The following is a 20,114-nucleotide window of genomic DNA, read 5'->3' as shown; positions in this document are numbered from 1 at the left end:
CCATACTGTCAACAGTTTATACGTTTGCTGATCGTGCAGAGAGACATACTACGGTTACATCACTCTTGGAGGTGGACTTCATGGCAAAAGCCAAAAAGGTTGTACCTGAAAGTAAGCAAGCGTTGGATGCATTGAAGTATGAGATTGCTGCAGAGCTTGGTTTACCAGTTGGAAAGTCGATGTCGAACGCAAGCGCCAATGTCGAATTCGCTACAGAATTAGGCGCAATTCCTCAATATTCGATGAAGGAAGACTACTGGGGCCATATTGCATCCCGTGATGCAGGAGCCGTTGGCGGAGCTATTACAAGCAGGTTAATACGTAAAGCTGAGGAAATGATGTTTAATTTGTAGTCCAAGAATGATGCAGCTTCTATTAATTAAAAAATATGTTATTTTTGTGGGAACTCATGCAATATTATTGACAGTACTCGACAAATCCAGTAACATAACTTAAAGAAGGTCATGTTTAAAGAAACCTTTTCCACTAGGAAAAGGTTGATTTTTTTGTATGTATACTTTTTATTTAAGAATACTACTTATAGGAGGTCGATAGTATGTCCATTCCACGCGGTCGACGCTTATTTACATCCGAGTCCGTTACAGAAGGGCATCCGGATAAAATCTGTGATCAGATTTCCGATGCAGTGTTAGACGCATTTCTTGCTAATGATCCCAATGCACGTGTTGCGTGCGAAGTTTCTGTAGCTACAGGTTTGGTATTGGTGATCGGAGAAATTACAAGCCAATCCGAATATGTAGACATTCAATCGATTGCTCGCCAAGCGATCCAGGATATAGGCTATACTCGTGCGAAGTATGGCTTTGACTCCAAAACTTGCGCGGTGCTCGTTTCCTTGAACGAACAATCCCCTGACATTGCACAAGGCGTTAACAAAGCGCTTGAAGCACGTGAAGGTCAAATGACGGACGAGCAGATCGAAGCTATTGGTGCGGGTGACCAAGGGATGATGTTCGGTTTTGCGGTTAATGAAACGCCAGAACTGATGCCACTTCCAATCTCTATCTCCCACCAGTTGTCCCGTCGTTTGTCTGAAGTTCGTAAGAACGGTACATTGCCATATCTTCGTCCGGACGGCAAAACGCAAGTAACGGTTGAGTATGAAGGTGATACACCAGTACGCGTTGATACTATCGTTGTATCGACTCAGCACGGTGAAGAAGTAACTTTGGAGCAAATCCAAGCGGATATCAAAGAGCACGTTATTAAGCCTATCGTGCCTGAGAAGTTCCTTGATGCAAACACTAAGTATTTCATTAACCCGACAGGTCGTTTCGTTATCGGCGGACCTCAAGGTGACGCTGGTCTGACTGGCCGTAAAATCATCGTTGACACCTATGGCGGCTACGCACGTCATGGCGGCGGTGCGTTCTCCGGTAAGGATCCGACAAAAGTTGACCGCTCCGGCGCTTACGCGGCTCGTTACGTAGCTAAAAACGTCGTTGCTGCAGGCCTTGCAGACAAATGCGAAGTTCAGCTTGCATACGCAATCGGTGTAGCACAACCGGTTTCGATTGCAGTTGACACATTCGGCACAGGGAAAGTGTCTGAAGAGAAATTGGTTGAAGTAATCCGCCAGCATTTCGATCTTCGTCCTGCGGGCATTATCAAGCAATTGGATCTTCGCCGACCTATCTACAAACAAACGGCTGCATACGGTCATTTCGGCCGTACAGACGTGGATCTGCCTTGGGAGCGTACCGACAAAGCCGAGCTTCTTAAGCGCGATGCATTAGTATAATTTCATCTGCTTCAGATACCAAAGCCTGGTTCTTTTATGAGAACCGGGCTTTTTTGTTTGTCTGTCGCGAAATGTTCAAATATAGCGAATTTAAGGTGGATTTTATCTTATTTTAATCTAGCAAAACGTAACTTTTTCCATAGTAATAGAGTCTAAGATTAAGGAGAGTGGGAAATAGAAGGGAGAACGCAACGTGAGTAAGCATAAGTTATGGATTCGTATGTCTTCAATAGTCTTATCGGCTGTGATAAGCATGTCGCCTCTTTTATCTACAACACAAGTGTACGCTGCGACGGAACCGACAGTAACGTTAGTAGGCCAAGATATATTAACGACGGGCGCAGTTCTCAAAAAATATGTTTGGAAATCGACACGAAGCAATAAAGAGTATATGACGAATGGTAATGTCATCGAGGTCGATTTGACCAATCCCTATGTGAAGTTGGATGTCATGACAGGCACGAACAACCAGCTGACCAAAGAGCAGAGCATATTGGGAATGGCTACAGAAACCAAGGCGGTAGCCGGGGTGAACGGGGATTTTTATAATACGAAGGCGGAAGGGGTTCCGATGGGACCGGAAATATCCAACGGACAGCTGGTGGCAACGCCTCCTTATTTGCCTGGTTTTTATTCCTTCGCGTTGACCAAGGATAATGTGCCGATAGTAGATTTGTTTACGTTTCAAGGTTCCATAAAGGCAAAAGACGGGGCGAAATTCGCTCTCGGCGGTATCAATAAAACGTATTACTGGTTTGAGCCGGGCGGTGAGCACAGCCATATTGACGCCATGTTTATGTATACTAATGCATGGGGACAGGTGGACCGTTCCAATGATGGTGTCACCGTGCCGACAGAAGTCCTGGTCCAAAAAGGAATTATAACAAAAATCGCAGACAATGCGATCATCGATATGATTGCTCCTCAAGACGGATACATACTAAGAGCTTCCGGGAAAGCGGCGGACTTTGTTCGTGAGCATATGAAGGTCGGAGATCCGTTGGTAACGGATTATGAGATTCTTCCTCAAGATCCAAGCAAAAAGTATGATGCGAAAAATTTCAAAATGATGATCGGCGGCCATACCATCATGGTAGATGGGGGGCAAGCTACCGAGTTTTCAAGAACCGTGGACGATCTGTGCTGCTACCGTTCCCGAACAGCCATTGGGTACTCGCAAGACATGAAAAAGGCTTATCTCATTACAGTGGATAATAGCGGAGAAAGCAAAGGCTTGAGCATGACAGAGCTGCAGCAGTTTATGATCAAAGTCGGCGTATGGAAAGGGATGAACTTGGACGGCGGCGGATCGACCCAGATGGTTGCCCGGCCGTTAGGGGAATTTAACCCCGTATTGGTCAATAAGACGGAGACAGGCGTTCAGCGAAAAGTCGTTAACGGAGTCGGTGTTTATTCTACCGCACCTAAAGGCGATGTCAGCGCATTGTTTATCCAAGCGCCTGAATTTTTATTTTTGAACGAACAAGTGCCATTGAAGTTTAAAGGCTATGATATTTTTTACAATCCGGTTGTATCCGATAATGTAGTAGCACAATGGAGCTCCGATAATCAAGCGGGCACGTTTAATGAGAATGTATTTACACCAACCAAAGTAGGAACAGCAAAAGTAACGGCTAAATCGGGCAATGGAACGCAATCCGCTGAAATTCCGGTCGTAGGACGGGATCAGCTGGCGGGGCTCCGAATTAGCGGAAGCGACATCGCTTTGTCCGAAGGCTCCTCTTACAAGCTTCCTGTCATTGCGACGACAAAATCCGGGAAATCCAGAGAGGTGCCGGCTGAGCTGATTCAATGGGAAGTGCTCGGCATGAAAGGCGAGGTCAAAAACGGCGTGCTGAACGTCGAAAGTCTCGCTGGTGCAACCCAGGTTCAGCTTATCGCCCGTTATGACGGCTACAGCACGATGCTGACTCTTGCGATCGGCAAGGATAAGGTATGGTACGATCTGGACACCAATGCGGTGATGACGCTCTCCAGACCGCTTCCGGAAGGCGTAACGACTTCGGTCTATATTCGGGAAGAAAACAAGAACAAATATTTGGAGTTGGCGTATGACTTCACCAAAGGCGAAGGGACCAAATGGGCCTATGCCGATATGGACACGGGCATCCAGATTGAAGGCCAGCCGCAGCTTTTGAAATTGAAAGTCAATGGTGATGAGAGCCTCAATGCTCTGAAAACGGAAATTAAAGATAACAGCGGTAAGATTTATTATGTAGAGCTCACCCCGAACATTAACTGGAAAGGGTGGAAGCAGCTTTCCGTGGATTTGTCGGCATATGACTTGAAGTATCCGATTTCCGTAAAGAGTGTCTATGTAGTCAACGACAAAATGGGTCAAGACGAGCGGGCTGCCGTTGGCAAAGTAGGCCTTGACGATATTACGTTTAGTTACAAAGGCCAGATTACAACTCCATCGAACAACTCGGTCAAATTGACCGTCAATAAGACGGCGGTTACGGTAAACAGCAAAAATATGACCTTGGAGCAAGCGCCAGTCATTATTAGCGGGAATACGTTGCTCCCTATCCGTTTCGTAACGGATGCACTGGGCGGCACTGTCCGATGGGACGATAATGAGCGTAAGGTGACGGTGATTCGAGGCGACAAAATGATCGATCTTTGGATCGACAATCCCGATCTGATTGTGATTGGAAAACGGATTACGGCGGAGGTCGCGCCAAGGATTATGAAAGATGTGACGATGGTACCGCTTCGGATTTTATCCGAGAATCTCGGCTGGAAAGTAACATGGGATGAGAAAACGCAGCAAATTACTCTGCAATAATTAGTTCCATGCTCCTCTTACAAACGTCGATAAATATGGTACTATATTGCTAGGAGCCTGTCCGACACTCGGGGTCGAACAGGCTTCTCCATATGGAATCGTTAATGAAGGGGCCTGGCATATGCAAGTGGACGCATTGGACCGCATTATTAAAAATGCGATTGACGTCATGGAGAGCAGCAAATATCAGATATTTGAAATTTGCGAGAATGTCCGGTCAGAGCGGAACGCACTTAATAACGAACTGGAGCAAGTTATCGACGAAACGACGAAAACGATCGATATGGTCGATCATATTGAAATGGAATATAGGCGGGCTCGCATCCGGTTGACCGAGGTAAGCCGTGATTTTAAACGATTCAAGGAAGAGGACATACGGACCGCTTACGAATTCGCCACGCAGATGCAAACTCAGCTCGCTACCTACAGGGAGAAGGAGCTGTACCTGAAGGCGAGACGGGACGATCTGCAAAAAAGGATTAAAAATGTCGATAAACAACTGGAGAGAGCGGAATCGGTCGTCTCGCAAGTGAATGTAGTTCTTGAGTACCTGTCGGGAGATTTGAACCAGGTAACCCGGTTGCTGGAATCCGCCAAAAATCGACAGCTGCTTGGTTTGAAGATTATTTTGGCCCAGGAAGAGGAACGCAAACGGATTGCCCGGGAAATACACGACGGCTTGGCACAAACGATGGCAAACGTCGTGCTGCGAACGGAAATCGCCGAACGGATGCTTACCAAGCAAGCCTATACTTCTGTTAAAGAAGAGCTGGTGGACCTGAAAGGACAGGTTCGAGGCGGGATTGAGGAAGTCCGCAAAATCATATTTAACCTCCGGCCAATGGCCTTGGACGATCTCGGTCTGATTCCGGCCGTCAGGAAGTTCGTACAGGATTTTGAGGAAAAATCGAGAATCCGCACGCAGTTCGATTTTACGGGGAAAGACTCCCGTCTTCCGTCGGGGATGGAAGTCGCGATTTATCGCCTTGTTCAAGAAGCTTTCTCCAACGTAGCGAAGCATGCGCAAGCTTCTCATGTTACACTAGAGGTAACCTATCAGCAGCAAATGGTCAAAATCGTCGTGACCGATAACGGAATCGGGTTTGCTGTTGAAAGTATCGATAAAAAGATTGAGAAAGGAAGTCATTACGGTTTAATAGGCATGCGTGAGCGTGTTGAGCTGCTCGAGGGCAGAATGGAGCTTCAATCGGCCAAAGGGGCCGGCACGAAGGTATCGATGTTGATTCCAATTAAACTAGACTCGAAGGAGGAGTAAGATAATGGACATCATGGGAAATACGAAGCGCAATATAAAGCTCGTGCTTGCAGACGACCACCAGCTGTTTCGCGAAGGGGTCAAACGCATTTTAAATATGGAGAACGATCTTGAGGTTGTAGGCGAGTGCGGTGACGGAATTCAGGTCATCGAGTTGTGTAATTCGTTATCACCGGATATCGTATTAATGGATATTAATATGCCGGTCGAGAACGGCGTGGTTGCTACCGAGAAGCTGAAGGATATTTTTCCCGATATAAAGGTAATCATTCTGTCGATTCATGATGACGAAAGCTATGTATTCGAGACGCTGCGTAAAGGCGCTTCCGGCTATTTGCTCAAAGATATGGAGGCGGAGTCGCTGATCAATGCAATTCGCTCTGTCGTTGCTGGACATGCCTACATACATCCTAAGGTAACGGGTAAGCTGATCAATCAGCTGCGCAGAATGACTTATTTGGATGAGGTAGGAGTAGCCGGCAACGGAGCGGTAGCGAAAGAGGCGGGAGTGAAATACGTTCATTCCGACAACAGTCCTTTGACGCGCAGAGAAGCCGAGGTGCTTCGTCTAATGGCCGAAGGAAAGAGCAACAAGATGATCGGCGAGTTTTTGTATATTAGTGAGAAAACAGTGAAAAACCACGTCAGCAGCATTCTCCAAAAAATGGAGGTCGACGATCGGACGCAAGCCGTCATTATTGCTATTAAAAACGGCTGGGTCACACTCTAAAACAGGAACCAACCAACTCATTGCGGCATATACTGGTCTTAAGGGAGGGAGCCGCGATGATGTTAGGGTTACTGTGGATTTTTGGCAGCTATGCTGCAAGTATTGCCTTGGTGCATTGGTGTTATCGGCGGCACCGGAAAAGTGACCGGAAGATAACGCATCTATTGCTTATTACACATAATAATCAAATGCAAGTGGAATGGTACATTCGTTCGCTCCTGTTTTTCTCGCGGCTCAAAGGTAGAGACGTTCATGTAACTATCGCCGACGAAGGCTCAACGGATGATACGCTAGCTATAGCCGAACGTTTCCGAAAGGAAAATAATCTGGATATTTGTATCTTTGAAGGACCTGAATCTATGGATGAATGGATCCGACAATATGAAGATAAGCAGGTTATTGTTGTTCGGCTTGGCGCCCAAGATGGTTTGGTAACCGCTTACAAAACGATGTAATTATGAACTAGCAGGTGATTAATGAAATCCATCCTATATGTAGTTCTCGATAATCACTCTATGAAGTGGAACCTATCAATAGATATAGTGGCTGATATGGACTATTGGTTCGGTCAGCGTTCGGAGTCTATCAAGATCCGGATGCTGGAGCCGGCCATTTCTTTTGGACAAGCTGTCGTATTGCGGGACAAGCTTAATGCGCTTGATTGGACGGGTAAAGACGCTACAGGACCGGGTGTTTTTCTTAAGACTATGAGAGAACAAGCATCGCAGCTCGAGCTGCCTTTACCGGCGGATGGGCTGCAGATGGTAGACTGTACGCGGAAGCAATGGGAGGCTTATTTGCAAAGTCATGGTGACCCTATGCCTATTCTAGCAGATGAGCTCGAGCGGATGGTCCATTGGATGCAAGGACGGAGCTTGCTGTTGGATGAAGTGAAGCAGCTGATGGAGCATTATGGGCTCGCGGATGCGTTGGCACGTCCATTGGCTTATTTGCAGACAGCGTACTTGTACGGCATGCTGCAATTGGATCAAGGGATTGAGATGATAAGGGAGCGCAAGTTTCCCTGGATTCATCAGGTAAGAAGCTTCCGTTGCCGCCGATGCGGGAGCGGGCTGGAGCACATGGTCTTTACCGAATGCATGTATTGCGGTACTGAGTGTCCGTATTGTGAGGAATGCTTGACCATGGGGCGGTCCCGGTATTGCTCTGTATCTATTCAACCGGCAAAAGGCAACCTTATGGTTAAACCGAACACCTCAGCCAAAGGGGATACCGGGCGAGAGCTCGAGCCTTACTTGAGTCCGTGGGGGCTAAGCGAGATTCAAGCGGAAGCGTCGGGACAAGCACTGCTATTTTTGAAAGGGAATGAATTACAATCGGGGCATATGCATCCATATAGACGGGCGAAGTTTCTCATTTGGGCGGTAACTGGAGCGGGGAAGACGGAGATGATTTTTCCCATGATCCAGTATACGGTTGCGCGCGGCGGAAGAGTAGTGGTCGCCACTCCGCGGAAGGATGTTGTGCTGGAGTTGAAGCCCCGGCTGGAAAAAGCGTTTCACCCCACGCCGGTTGTCACGTTATATGGCGGCAGTGATCAGCGGTGGGATATGGCCCCGATAACAATTGCTACAACGCATCAGCTGCTGCGGTTCGATCAATCATTCGATCTGGTGATCATAGATGAGCTGGACGCGTTCCCCTACCACAATAATCCCGTACTGCAGTATGCTGCAGAAAAAGTGTGCAAGGTGAACGGAGCGACGATTCTGCTGTCCGCGACACCTCCGCGTGAGCTGCAAAAGGCAGCCGCTAGCGGCCGATTGCCGCATGTGAAAGTAACGGCACGCTACCATCGCCACCCTTTGCCTGTTCCCGTATTAATCCCTGCCTCGTCCGTCCGCCAACAACTGCAGAAGATGACTCTCGCACCGAAGCTGAAACAGATCGTGGCTCACTCGATACAGAGAGGCGCGCAGCTGTTCGTTTTTGTTCCAAAGATCCATATGGTAGAGCCATTGGTAGGCTTGCTTCGTCGGTCGTTTCCGCAGGTCGTTACGGAAGGCACCTCTTCCAAGGATGAGCAGCGGGGTCAAAAGGTTGTCGATTTTCGCAGCAAGCAAACCCGCATTTTGGTAACGACAACGATCCTTGAGAGGGGCGTCACGATTCCGAAGTCCGACGTGCTGATTGTAGATGCGGACGAGCCTATTTTTGATTCGGCAGCATTGGTGCAGATGGCGGGCAGAGCAGGGCGTTCTGCGGAAGACCCGGCAGGGCATGTATATTTCGCTTCCAAAGAGAGGACTCGTGCCCAGTTGGAGGCCGTTCGTCAAATAAAAGGAATGAACACACTGGCCAGGAAGAAGGGATATTTACGGGAAAAAGGAGTGGGTGAAGCTTGAGCGGAGGAAGCCGATTCCGACAAGGTTGGCAACGGCTTGCACGAGTAACGGAGGGGCTGCTCTCAGCTAGTAAGTCCGTTTGTACGGCATGCGGGGGCCGATACAATAAGCTGCGTGAGCTTCCATTGTGTGACACTTGCTTGGAGGCAGTTCCATGGATCTTGCAGGTTCGCTGTGAGCGGTGCGGCAGGCCCGACCATTGTACGGACTGTTTACGTCGTCGGGACACATTTTTCGTCCAAAACCGCAGCGCGGTAAACTACAGCCCATTAATGAAGGAGTGGCTGGCTTTGTTCAAATATCGCGGTCACGAGAAGCTTCGCCAGCTTATTGGGACGATGCTGCTGCACGCCTATCATTTGCATAGATTCGGAGCGGAAGACATGAACGAACAGCCACCCTTCAGGGAGCTGATCACGTACGTGCCTCTTAGCAGAGAAAGGCAGCTGGAGCGGGGCTTTAATCAGGCACAGCAGCTGGCTGAAGAGCTGGGCAAGAGAGCTGGCATCCCCGTCATACCCTTACTGGAGCGGACAAGGCACACCGACAAACAAAGCTTTAAGACGCGTGGAGACCGGCTGGAAGATTTGCAGGGGGTTTTTGCGCTGATTCCAGCATCGGCGATTGCCTTAAAGCAGCTGGCGGCCTACTCGCCGATCAAGCTGTACGTGATTGATGATGTTTACACAACGGGCAGTACACTGAACGAATGCGCCAGAACGGTGCGCCGAGAGCTTGAAGGCATCCATGTGTATGGAATTAGCTGGGCTAGGTAATCCGATTTGTCGAAATATGTTAAAAAATATGGTGTACAATCTCATGGGTGTTACAGTACACTAGACCTAATAATTGAGCAAACAGGGAACCGTTCATGGGAGGGGAGCAGATTATGAGTTTAAATGTAGACAATTGTCAGCGTTGCGGGAGAGTATATGTCAAAAACAACTACGGTCTATGTGGAAATTGCATTAAGGAAATCGATCTTCAGTATGAAAAATGCTTGAAATATCTTAGGGAGAATCGCGCTTGCTATATAACCGAATTGAGTGAAGCGACGGGGGTATCGATAAAACAAATTACGAAGTTTATTCGTGAAGGCCGGATTTCCATCAATAATAATCCTAATATGGCTTACAATTGCGAAGTCTGTAATACCCCTATCCGGGTGCATACCATATGTGATTCCTGCCGCTCGAAGCTGACGAAAGACGCCAGTAATCTTCGCGAAGATGAACAGCGGAAGCATACACAGCAAGAGGATGCGAATCGGATGCAGTTTAAAATCACCGACCGATTGCGGGATCGGCACCAACAATGATATTATCAAATTAATATAAACTTTCAGAGAAACTCCACCGATAAAAGTAGTAGCGCTTATCCGGTGGAGTTATTTTATGTATATAAAGAGGTGAACATCGATGAAGATAAATGGAACGAATAGAGTCGGGGCTGTAAATCAATATATGAAGTCCCAGGAAGCGATGCAATCATCAGGAACGGGCAAGACCGGCAAAAAGAAAGATCAAGTCGAAATTTCCAGCGAGGCGAAAGAGCTATTGGAGACACACAATGCGGCAGCAGCAGAGAAGAATCGAGAGAAAGTGGAAGCATTAAAAACGTCGGTAGCGAACGGTACTTATAAAATCGATGCGAGAGCATTGGCGGAAAAGCTGTTTCCTTTTATCAAGTAATTCCAATTCTGATTCCATAGGTGGATGAGCATGGCATTCGAAGCGTTAATACAAACGATGACAACATTAAACGACATTCATGAGAGTCTGCTTGAGCTGGGTGAACGGAAAAAGCAGGTGCTCATCCGCAATGATGTGGAACAGCTGATGCAGATCGTGGCGAAAGAAAACAAGCTGATCAAGCAAATCAACGAATTGGATGGGCAGCGTGTCGAAGCCATAGGCCAATATATGATCGAGAAGGGTTATAAACCGAATCCGAAGGTGACGGTAAGCGACCTGACGAAAATTGTGTTTAATGTGGACGACAAGAAGCTGCTGTTAGGGAAGCAGAAGCAGCTGATGGGGACGATACAGAAGTTGAGGGAAATGAATCAGTTGAATCAGCAGCTGATTGAGCACTCGTTGGCTTTTATTGAATACTCGATAGATATAATTGCGGGACCGCCGGACAATGATTTTACCTATCAGAAACCACAGCAGCAAACGTATGGTTCAAAACGGCCGGGTTTATTTGATACCAAAGCATGAAAGCAGAAAATAAGCAATATGGAGGGAAATTATGATGCGTTCTACATTTCATGGAATTGAAACGGCCAAACGAAGTTTGTTTACCCAGCAGGCAGCTTTGCAAACGACTGGGCATAACATCGCCAATGCCAGCACGGCCGGTTATTCGCGTCAAGTTGTTAACATGACGGCTTCCAGACCGATTGAAGCTGTAGGTATGATGCATTCCTCTATACCTGGACAGTTAGGTACGGGCGTTGAGTTTACCTCCATAACACGGGTAAGGGAAAAGTTCCTTGACGACCAGTTTCGCAATGAAAATAAAAATTTAGGCAGCTGGGAAGTCCAATCCGATACTCTTGAGAAAATTGAAGCTATTGTTAGCGAACCTTCAGATTCAGGTATTCGAACCGTAATGGATAGCTTTTGGAAGTCTTGGTCCGAACTAAGTAAGAATCCGGAAGATGTAACGGGCCGTAAAATTGTTAGGGAAAACGCCATTGCCTTAGCTGATGCATTTAATCTTACTAGCAAGCAGCTAAAAGACCTAAGCAACGACTTGACAGAGAATATTAATGTAAAAGTAAATGAAATTAACTCTATATCTACCACAATCGCAAACCTAAATAGTGAGATCCAGCGAATTGAAGGACTGGGTGATAATGCTAATGATTTAAGGGATCAAAGGGATTTATTGACGGACCAATTATCGAAAATTGCCAATATTCAAGTTCAAGATACCCCTCAAGGCTACACCATTGCACTTGGTGGTTCTCCTCTTGTTGATGGTGGCGCTACTACACCTACGACGACTGATATATTGACAGCTGCATTTAATTCAGGTGCTCTGAATAGTGGTCAAGTACATGGGATGATGTTATCAAGAGACCGTTACGTGGCAGATTATCAAAGACAATTGGACACCATGGCAAACACATTGGTTAACGGTGAATTTACAATTACTATACCAAAGGATTCCGTTTTGCCTGAAGGGACTATTATAAATAATGTCGTATATACCGGTGAAAATAGAAAGCTCGCTAGTGATTTAACCGTTAAGATAAATGGGATCAATGGCCTTCATCAATTAGGCTACACACTTGGTAGTCCGCCTACTAAGGGGGGGGCGTTCTTTACAACCAAAGATAATTCTGGAACGGTTACAGCCGAGAATATTCAGCTTAGTGCAGCTATTATTGCAAGTGGTGATAACATCGCAACTTCCTTGAGAACAGTTGGTACGGGGGCAGACGAGAGTGTAGTCAAAGGCAATAATGGGTTGGCGCTGCTTATGAGCCAATTAAAAGATGTAAAATTCACCATTAACTCCAGCACAGGCGTCACCACGGGAACGGTTGATGACTATTATCGCTCGATAGTTGGACAACTAGGTGTACAGGGGATGGAAGCATCCCGAAACCTGACCAACCAGCAATCCTTGGTTGATCAGGTAAGCTCACGTCGCGAGTCGGTCAGCGGGGTTTCATTGGATGAAGAGATGGCTAACATGATCAAGTTCCAGCATGCCTATAATGCGGCTGCCAGAGCTATGACTACATTTGATGAGACTCTGGATAAAGTTATAAACGGCATGGGTGTTGTCGGTCGCTAATAGCATGAGGGAGGTTTCGTAAAAATGGCACTTCGAGTTACTCAAGGAATGATTCAGACGCAGTTCTTGCGGAACGTAAGTAATAATATCTCCGTTTTGAATAATTATGAGAATCAGCTGTCAACGGGAAGGAAAATTAATAAACCGTCTGACGATCCCGTGGGCATTACCTACGCATTAAGATATAGAAGTGACCTTTCCATGAATGAGCAGTATCAAAAAAATATTGATACGGCCACATCTTCCATAGAGCATGTTGATACAGTCTTAAATCAAATCAACGATGTTATGCAGCGTGTAAAAGAATTAGGGACAAGAGGATTAAACGGCACTAATCCTCAATCCGCATTGGACGCCATTGCCAAAGAGATGGGACAATTGTTCGATGAAACGGTGACGCTGGGCAATATTCAATTGAATGGGAAGTATACGTTTAATGGTCAGCAAACGGATAAGAAGCCCTATACTACTGATAATGCTCAAAATGAGTCGACGGATACAGGCCATATTGTGTATCAATTTGCTGCCGGTGTAACTATTCCTATAAATATAACCGGTAATGAAGTGTTTGGTACAAACGCGGAAGAAGACAATCTGTTTAAAGTAATAAAGGGGCTGCAGGATGCGTTTAATGCTGGAGAAAAAGAGGCTGCCGGGGATATGATGGATTTGTTTAACTCCAGGATGGACAAGTTTTTGAACACACGTGCTGAGGTTGGGGCTAGAGCAAACAGGGTAGAACTTTTAGACAACCGATTAAAAGATTTAAACTTGAATCTGGAAAGTCTAAGCGGCAAGACGGAGGACGCTGATTACGCCGAAACACTCATCAAATTAAAGACTAAGGAAAACGTATATCAAGCTTCCCTGTCCATAGGGGCTAAAATTATACAGCCTAGTTTGGTCGATTACTTGAGGTGAGTAGGATAGGGGACGGCTTGTGATGAATAATTTAAGACTATCTATCCGGCAGACCTATTCTCAATTAGGCATAACCACAACGAATGCAAAGGTAGAGATTGAGTCTCCTCGTGGCGAACAATCCATAGACCAGAAACCTGCAAAAATCGAAATAGAAGCTCCTCCTGGAAGGTTGACGGTAGATTCCTCTGAAGCTTGGGCAGCTCTAGGAAGGGGAAGTCATCTTGAATGGATGAGTTCCATTTACGGTCAAATGCAAGGTGTCGTTATGCAGAACATTTCAGGTATTGTGGAGGATGGTAACCGAATGGCGGATATCTCCAATCCGAATGACGCCATAGCGGATATTGCTTACAGCAATTTCAGGCCCAAGTCATTGCTTAACTTCCAAGGTTCCCCTTCGTTTACTAATGTTCGAGTGCAGTTCGAAGCAAATGATCCTACTATTAACATAGAACCACAAAAAGCTGATATCGAATTCATTTCCCAAAAACCGCAAATTCAGTATACTCAGGGCAATGTTGAGTTGTACCTGAGACAAAAAAACTCAATAAACATCTATGTAAGCGAATATGATCTGTATAAATAAACAAAGCTATAGTGAAACTATAGCTTTTACTATTTGGGAGGATTAATAATGTTAGAACTTTTTACGGGAAGTTTTTTTTCATTTCAAGGAAGTATATTGGGGTTTGAGCAATACGATGAATTTGAAGTTATACTTGTAAATGAAGGCGAACCTTTTCTTTATTTGCAGAGCACCGAAGATCTCAATATCGGCTTTCTTGTTACTACACCATTTTGGCTTTTCAAAGAATATGAGTTTGAGATTCCGGATGGCAATCGAAGAGAATTGGGGATACAAAACGAAGAAGAGCTTGCCGTGTTCTCCATTGTCACCATTCGTGAACCGTTTAGTCAATCGACCGTGAACTTATTAGCTCCTCTTATAGTAAACATAAAGACTAAGAGAGCGAAGCAGATTGTGCTTCAAGCTAGTTCCTATAATACCCAAACGTTGCTGTTTCAGGGAACTATTTCGACAGAGGGCGGTGAATAATCATGCTGATCTTGACACGAAAAAAAGGCCAGTCCATTGTCATCAATAACAATATAGAGATATTCGTGGCTTCTATTGAAGGAGAACAGGTGAAAATAGGAATTAAAGCTCCTGAAGAGATCAACATATATCGTAAAGAGGTACTGGATGCCATTCAAGCGAGTAATAAAGAAGCCGCGCAAAGCAAGCCTAATCTAGCAGTAATAAGATCGCTTGTTCAGTCTAAAAAGAATGATGAGTAGTTTATCGGGAAAATACAACAAATTACAAAAAAACTGAAAAAAATCGTAAATTAGACTAAAGTTTCAATGTGCGACTACCGATATAGTAATATGTAGAGCTCAAGCACTACAAATCCACAAGGAAGTGGACACTTAACATTCAAGGAGGAAGAAACAAATGATTATCAATCACAATCTTAACGCAATGAACGCACACCGTAACCTTGTATTCAACAACACGGATCAAGGTAAATCCAGCGAAAAACTCTCTTCCGGATACCGCATCAACCGCGCTGCTGATGACGCTGCAGGTCTTTCGATCTCCGAAAAAATGCGTGCGCAAATCAGATCTTTGAACCAAGCACAAGCGAACTCCCAAGATGGCGTTTCTTTGATTCAAACAGCTGAAGGTGCAATGGGTGAAGTATCCGATATGCTCGTTCGTATGAAAGAGCTTTCCGTTAAAGCGAGTAACGGAACTTACAATGCATCTGACTTGGATGCAATGGACAAAGAATTCCAAAAGCTTGACGATGCTATCAACAACATCGCTACAAAAACTCAATTCAACGGTATCAACCTGTTGAACAGCACTTCGGGCATCAATGTTCAAATCGGCGATAAAGCTGGGGATACTGTAACCGTTTCTTTACAGGATATCCAATCCAGCACATTGGGTATTGCTTCACTTTCCCTTTCCACAGCAGCAGGAGCATCTAGCGCTATGGGTGCAATTGACACTGCTATCGGTAAAGTTAACACTGCACGTTCCACATTCGGTGCGGTTCAAAACCAACTCGAGCACACTTTCAACAACTTGGCTGCAACAGCTGAGAACTTGCAAGCTGCTGAATCCCGTATCCGCGACGTAGATATGGCCAAAGAAATGATGAACTACACGAAATTGGGTATCTTGCAAAACGCTTCTACAGCTATGTTGGCTCAAGCTAACCAAGCCCCTCAAGGCGTACTGCAATTGCTTCGTTAATATTATCAATAGAAAAAGCCCATTACTTAGTAATGGGCTTTTTCTAACTATGGGGTGTATTATGTGCAAGTAAGTGTCTGTTTGATTGTAAAAAATGAGGAACTTCATATTGAAAGAGCATTGCAAAGTATTCCTATGTTATTTGAGATTGTTGTTGTAGACACGGGGTCCGAAGATAGCACTATCGACTTGGTAAATAAGTACAACGTCAAGCTAAGCCATTTTCACTGGAATAACGATTTCTCAGCAGCAAGGAATTATGCCAATTCCTTAGCTAGCGGTGATTATATATTAATTATGGATGCTGATGAAGAACTATCAGAGGATATCGAGGAACAGATATATCAATTTGTAAATAAATACCCATCTACGGCTGGGTCCGTTATTATAGAGAACATTATTGACAATGAAATCAGAAGACACCGTATGGTGCGCTTTTTTCCTAATCATAGATCGTATCAATTTAATGGTTTAGTACACGAAAAGCTATTTCAATTCGATAAAGCCGCAGACTTTGAATCTACTGACATGGTAATCCGCCACTTTGGTTATCAGACTGAAACTTATAAGAATAAAGATAAGGTAAATCGTTACCTCCCACTATATCAGAAGCACTTGAGTCGCTACCCCAATGATGGCTACATGCTATACCAAATGGGTAAGCTCTACTACTCGATAAGCGATTATTCTAATGCAGAATTATTTTTTAGAAAGTCATGGTTGCAGAAGGAAGAAAGCAATCTTTATTTTCCAGTCATGCTGGTTATGTGGGGCTATTGCATGAAAGAGATGGGGCGGAGTGCGAAGGCTCAACAAATGCTATTGGAATATTTGGATATCTATACAGACATTCCCGACTTACCGTTTTTATTAGGCCTCTTAGCAATGGATGTGGGCAGTATTCAAATCATTGAGCCTTGTTTTCTTACCGCAATATCCATAGGAGATACTACAAAATATTCTTCCATAAACGGGGTCGGAACATACAAAGCTGCATATAACTTGGCTGTCTATTATGAAATAATAGGTAACAAGCCTTCTGCTATTCAGTACTATCAACTTGCACTTTCATACGGATATGAAGAAGCTGGGGTTCGTTTAAAACTGTTAATTTAAGTATTAAAAACACTCCATCAAAAGACGATATTAATAGTAATAACATTTCGGATAGGGAAGAGGAGGTATACTCATTATGCCGATAAGGATTACAGGAATGAGCTCGGGAATGGATACGGAAAAAATTATTAAAGACTTAATGAAGGCAGAGAGAATTCCACTAGATAAATTAAAACAGAAGAAAACCGCTGCAACATGGAGCACCGATCTGTATCGTGAAGTTAATACAAAGCTTGCTTCGCTTAGGAAGTCGCTAAACGATATGAGGTTCGGAAATGATTTTAAAGAAATCAAAGCGGCATCATCCAATGAAGCTGCGGTGACTGCAACAAGTACCAATGGAAATGTCAGCTCAATTAATCGAACTATTGAAGTAATATCCTTGGCTTCTAATGCTGTTAAATCAAGTACTGGGACTATATCAAACCAGAATTTAGAAGGCACAGCTTTAGCAGGCAGTACGAATATCACCGCTGGTGTGAATGATCAACTTAACATTACATTAAATGGTGTGAGGAAAACTATTACTCTAACTGCTAAAAGTTACACACCAGCAGAGTTGAAGGATGAGCTTCAATCTAAAATTGATGGAGCATTCGGGGCAAACCGAATCAACGTAAATCTTAATACATCAAAATTAAGCTTGACGCCAACAGGTACTGCTGGTTTTTTACCACAGGTAACAATGGAAGCAGCTGGTGCTAATACTGGTTTAGCCGCAATTGGCTTCACTGATAAGCAGTCCTATAAACTGAATATCAATGCAGAATTAGGTGCAAACAAATTCGCAACGACGCTGACGTACGGAGACTTTAAAATCAATGGCCAGACCATTTCCGTAAACAGCACGGATAAGTTATCTGACGTCATTAATAAAGTGAACAATTCCGCGGCCGGAGTCATTATGTCCTATGATGAGATTACCGACAAAATAACTTTCACATCCAAGGATACTGGTGTTGCAGCGCAGGTCAAATTAGAGAACGGTACAAGTAATTTTGTATCAGCAATGAAGATGGATACTACTGTAGTTACCGGAAAGGATGCGGAAGTAAAGATCGACGGAGCGACAACATTCCGCGGATCCAACACTTTTACTGCGGATGGGGTTACCTATACATTAAAGCAAACGACAACTAGTCCGGTTACGGTGAATACAACCTACGATACGGATGCGGTTTTAAATAAAATTAAAGACTTTGTTACTAAATATAACGAAACCATCGAGCTGCTCAATAAACGGGTAAAGGAAACAAAATATAAGTCATATTCGCCGCTTACGGATGACCAGAAGGCTGATATGAGCGAAGATGATATTAAGCTCTGGGAGGAAAAAGCGAAAAGCGGTCTGTTGAAAAACGATATTACTTTAAGTAGCACCTTGAGATCTATGAGAAGTGCAATCATTGATCCTGTAGGCTCCCTATCCACTACTTATAATTCCTTGTCAAAAATTGGGATTGATACGGTTAGCTATGATGCAAATGCTCAGAATGATGCCGGGAAGCTGGTTATTAACGAAGAACAGCTTCGTAAAGCGCTAAGCGAAGATCCTAACGGTGTTGTTTCGCTGTTTACTAATCAAGGCGGTAGTTCCGACTCTAATGGTATTGCACAAAGGCTTTATGATCAAGCAAATAAGGGAATAGGGGAATTGATCACCAAAGCCGGTGGTGTTGGTACCATCGTCAACGATATTACAACTGAGTTGGGGTTACAAATTAAGAATATGGAAGATGGAATCGACCGCCTGGAAGATAAGCTCGTGAGTAAAGAAAACTACTACTATAAAATGTTTTCGGCAATGGAGCAAGCCATTGAGAAGAGTAATGCACAAATGTCCTATCTCTCTAAAATTGGCGGGTAAAGGCGGGGAGTTTCTTGGATATTCAATCTCTTGCTAATAATGTAGGTATGTCTGCAAAAAAAATGGAGAGTTCCAGCAACGTGGGCGGCGAAGAAGCGGCAACAAAACAAGTGCAAGCTTCAACAACGGAATTACTTCACAAAAATAAACAGCAGCTTTCTATCGCAGAAGAAGCGATTGTGAAAGCGATAGAGAAGGCTAATAAAGCTTTAGCGGGGGTTGAAAAATCTTTTCAATATTCCGTTCATGAAAAAACAGGAGATATCATAGTTAAAGTAATCAATCAGGATACCAAGGAAGTTATTCGCGAAATCCCACCGGAGAAACTTATCGATCTGGTAGTGAAATTACAGGAGATTTCGGGCGTAATCATAGATGAAAAGAGGTAACTATCAACATGAATAATCAAGCCCAACAGGTTTATCTACGAACGCAAGCTACTACAGCTTCCCCTGGCGATTTAACTCTAATGCTTTATAACGGATGCATCAAGTTTATGAAACAAGCTCTTGAAGCAATCCAGGAAAATAACTATCAAGAGAAAAACACAAACATTAAAAAAGCGCAAGACATTATTGATGAGTTACTAATTACATTGAACCATGGCTACCCTATTTCCAAAAATCTGGCGGCCCTTTATACTTATATTAAGGAACAGCTGCAACAAGCTAATTTAAAGCTACATGTGGAATCTTTAAGTACTGCTATTGAGTTAGTTACGGAGCTTCGCGATACATGGGTTGAAGCCTTGAAGCTGGTTAAGAAAAGGTGAATCTATGAATCAAACCAAAGATTTACAAAGAGCGGTTGAATTGTTGTATAAATCCAAAGACATCTCGCACAAAATATTGCAGCTGTCGTTTCATGAGGATACATTTATTGAAGAACTGAATGATCTTCAACAGCGGCAAGAAATTGTACGTGCAGAGCTTCAAAGACTGTTTCTAATAAACTCGGCTTTGTTAGGTGATGAAATAAAAGCACTAGCTGCGGATTGTTTGCAAGTAGAGGAACAAGTGAAAACTAAGCTTACAAATTTTCAGAGTCAAATCCAGCGAGAGTTTCAGCAATTTAAACAAAAAAGCAATATTATGAAGAACAACTATGGCACTTATGTGCAGGCCTCAGGCTATTTTATTGATCGGCATATTGATTAAATAAAGAAAAGGCTCGTTTTAAACGAAG

General features: G+C 44.3%; 22 protein-coding genes. All 22 read left to right on the top strand.

The genetic code is table 11. The features are described from left to right. The first annotated feature begins 80 nt into the window (after positions 1 to 80). The 22 genes from ACFQ88_RS36155 (at position 81) to ACFQ88_RS36050 (ending at position 20,086) form a co-directional block, all read left to right on the top strand. Positions 81 to 353 (top strand): alpha/beta-type small acid-soluble spore protein, encoded by a 273-nt coding sequence (locus ACFQ88_RS36155; protein WP_239630488.1) that lies wholly within the window; start codon positions 81 to 83, stop codon positions 351 to 353. 203 nt (positions 354 to 556) lie between these two features. Further along, complete coding sequence (metK, locus tag ACFQ88_RS36150) at positions 557 to 1,762, top strand: methionine adenosyltransferase (protein ID WP_239630487.1); 1,206 nt, start codon at positions 557 to 559, stop codon at positions 1,760 to 1,762. 193 nt (positions 1,763 to 1,955) lie between these two features. Continuing rightward, a complete protein-coding gene (locus ACFQ88_RS36145) occupies positions 1,956 to 4,571 on the top strand; it encodes a stalk domain-containing protein (RefSeq protein WP_379462385.1) in 2,616 nt (871 codons plus the stop codon). 121 nt (positions 4,572 to 4,692) lie between these two features. Further along, positions 4,693 to 5,847: a sensor histidine kinase gene (locus ACFQ88_RS36140; RefSeq protein ID WP_239630485.1), complete on the top strand. Its 1,155-nt coding sequence runs from the start codon at positions 4,693 to 4,695 to the stop codon at positions 5,845 to 5,847. 4 nt (positions 5,848 to 5,851) lie between these two features. Further along, positions 5,852 to 6,577 carry a response regulator gene (locus tag ACFQ88_RS36135; protein WP_239630484.1) on the top strand — a complete coding sequence of 242 codons (726 nt, stop codon included), beginning with the start codon at positions 5,852 to 5,854 and terminating at the stop codon, positions 6,575 to 6,577. 56 nt (positions 6,578 to 6,633) lie between these two features. Next, positions 6,634 to 7,032 (top strand): glycosyltransferase family 2 protein, encoded by a 399-nt coding sequence (locus tag ACFQ88_RS36130; protein WP_239630483.1) that lies wholly within the window; start codon positions 6,634 to 6,636, stop codon positions 7,030 to 7,032. 21 nt (positions 7,033 to 7,053) lie between these two features. Next, complete coding sequence (locus ACFQ88_RS36125; protein WP_379462382.1) at positions 7,054 to 8,943, top strand: ATP-dependent helicase ComFA; 1,890 nt, start codon at positions 7,054 to 7,056, stop codon at positions 8,941 to 8,943. Positions 8,944 to 9,233: 290 nt separating this feature from the next. Continuing rightward, positions 9,234 to 9,719, top strand: coding sequence for a ComF family protein (locus tag ACFQ88_RS36120; protein WP_379462380.1), 486 nt, complete (start codon positions 9,234 to 9,236; stop codon positions 9,717 to 9,719). Between the two features lie 113 nt (positions 9,720 to 9,832). Further along, positions 9,833 to 10,261 carry a flagellar protein gene (locus tag ACFQ88_RS36115; RefSeq protein ID WP_239630480.1) on the top strand — a complete coding sequence of 143 codons (429 nt, stop codon included), beginning with the start codon at positions 9,833 to 9,835 and terminating at the stop codon, positions 10,259 to 10,261. Between the two features lie 100 nt (positions 10,262 to 10,361). Continuing rightward, complete coding sequence (gene flgM / locus ACFQ88_RS36110) at positions 10,362 to 10,634, top strand: flagellar biosynthesis anti-sigma factor FlgM (protein ID WP_239630479.1); 273 nt, start codon at positions 10,362 to 10,364, stop codon at positions 10,632 to 10,634. Positions 10,635 to 10,664: 30 nt separating this feature from the next. Further along, positions 10,665 to 11,165 carry a flagellar protein FlgN gene (locus tag ACFQ88_RS36105; protein WP_379462377.1) on the top strand — a complete coding sequence of 167 codons (501 nt, stop codon included), beginning with the start codon at positions 10,665 to 10,667 and terminating at the stop codon, positions 11,163 to 11,165. Positions 11,166 to 11,199: 34 nt separating this feature from the next. Then, the gene (gene flgK, locus ACFQ88_RS36100) at positions 11,200 to 12,756 is read left to right on the top strand and encodes a flagellar hook-associated protein FlgK (RefSeq protein WP_379462552.1); all 1,557 of its coding nucleotides are present in this window, start codon (positions 11,200 to 11,202) and stop codon (positions 12,754 to 12,756) included. 24 nt (positions 12,757 to 12,780) lie between these two features. Further along, positions 12,781 to 13,677, top strand: coding sequence for a flagellar hook-associated protein FlgL (gene flgL, locus ACFQ88_RS36095; protein ID WP_379462375.1), 897 nt, complete (start codon positions 12,781 to 12,783; stop codon positions 13,675 to 13,677). A gap of 22 nt (positions 13,678 to 13,699) precedes the next feature. Continuing rightward, positions 13,700 to 14,266, top strand: a complete 567-nt coding sequence (locus ACFQ88_RS36090) for a DUF6470 family protein (RefSeq protein ID WP_379462373.1) — start codon at positions 13,700 to 13,702, stop codon at positions 14,264 to 14,266. A gap of 48 nt (positions 14,267 to 14,314) precedes the next feature. After that, positions 14,315 to 14,737 carry a flagellar assembly protein FliW gene (fliW, locus tag ACFQ88_RS36085; RefSeq protein WP_379462371.1) on the top strand — a complete coding sequence of 141 codons (423 nt, stop codon included), beginning with the start codon at positions 14,315 to 14,317 and terminating at the stop codon, positions 14,735 to 14,737. A 2-nt stretch (positions 14,738 to 14,739) separates the two neighbouring features. After that, positions 14,740 to 14,979: a carbon storage regulator CsrA gene (gene csrA, locus ACFQ88_RS36080; RefSeq protein ID WP_379462369.1), complete on the top strand. Its 240-nt coding sequence runs from the start codon at positions 14,740 to 14,742 to the stop codon at positions 14,977 to 14,979. A 157-nt stretch (positions 14,980 to 15,136) separates the two neighbouring features. Next, positions 15,137 to 15,946, top strand: a complete 810-nt coding sequence (locus ACFQ88_RS36075; protein ID WP_379462367.1) for a flagellin N-terminal helical domain-containing protein — start codon at positions 15,137 to 15,139, stop codon at positions 15,944 to 15,946. Between the two features lie 63 nt (positions 15,947 to 16,009). Beyond that, positions 16,010 to 17,062 (top strand): glycosyltransferase, encoded by a 1,053-nt coding sequence (locus ACFQ88_RS36070; RefSeq protein ID WP_379462365.1) that lies wholly within the window; start codon positions 16,010 to 16,012, stop codon positions 17,060 to 17,062. Between the two features lie 76 nt (positions 17,063 to 17,138). Next, positions 17,139 to 18,929, top strand: coding sequence for a flagellar filament capping protein FliD (gene fliD / locus ACFQ88_RS36065; RefSeq protein ID WP_379462363.1), 1,791 nt, complete (start codon positions 17,139 to 17,141; stop codon positions 18,927 to 18,929). Positions 18,930 to 18,943: 14 nt separating this feature from the next. Then, positions 18,944 to 19,318, top strand: a complete 375-nt coding sequence (locus ACFQ88_RS36060; protein ID WP_379462360.1) for a flagellar protein FlaG — start codon at positions 18,944 to 18,946, stop codon at positions 19,316 to 19,318. A gap of 8 nt (positions 19,319 to 19,326) precedes the next feature. Beyond that, positions 19,327 to 19,701 carry a flagellar export chaperone FliS gene (fliS, locus tag ACFQ88_RS36055; protein ID WP_379462358.1) on the top strand — a complete coding sequence of 125 codons (375 nt, stop codon included), beginning with the start codon at positions 19,327 to 19,329 and terminating at the stop codon, positions 19,699 to 19,701. Positions 19,702 to 19,705: 4 nt separating this feature from the next. After that, the gene (locus ACFQ88_RS36050) at positions 19,706 to 20,086 is read left to right on the top strand and encodes a hypothetical protein (protein WP_379462356.1); all 381 of its coding nucleotides are present in this window, start codon (positions 19,706 to 19,708) and stop codon (positions 20,084 to 20,086) included. Positions 20,087 to 20,114: the final 28 nt, after the last annotated feature.

Source organism: Paenibacillus sp. NPDC056579 (assembly GCF_042793215.1).
Taxonomy (GTDB): Bacteria; Bacillota; Bacilli; order Paenibacillales; family NBRC-103111; genus Paenibacillus_S.
This window is presented reverse-complemented; position numbering and strand designations above follow the sequence as displayed.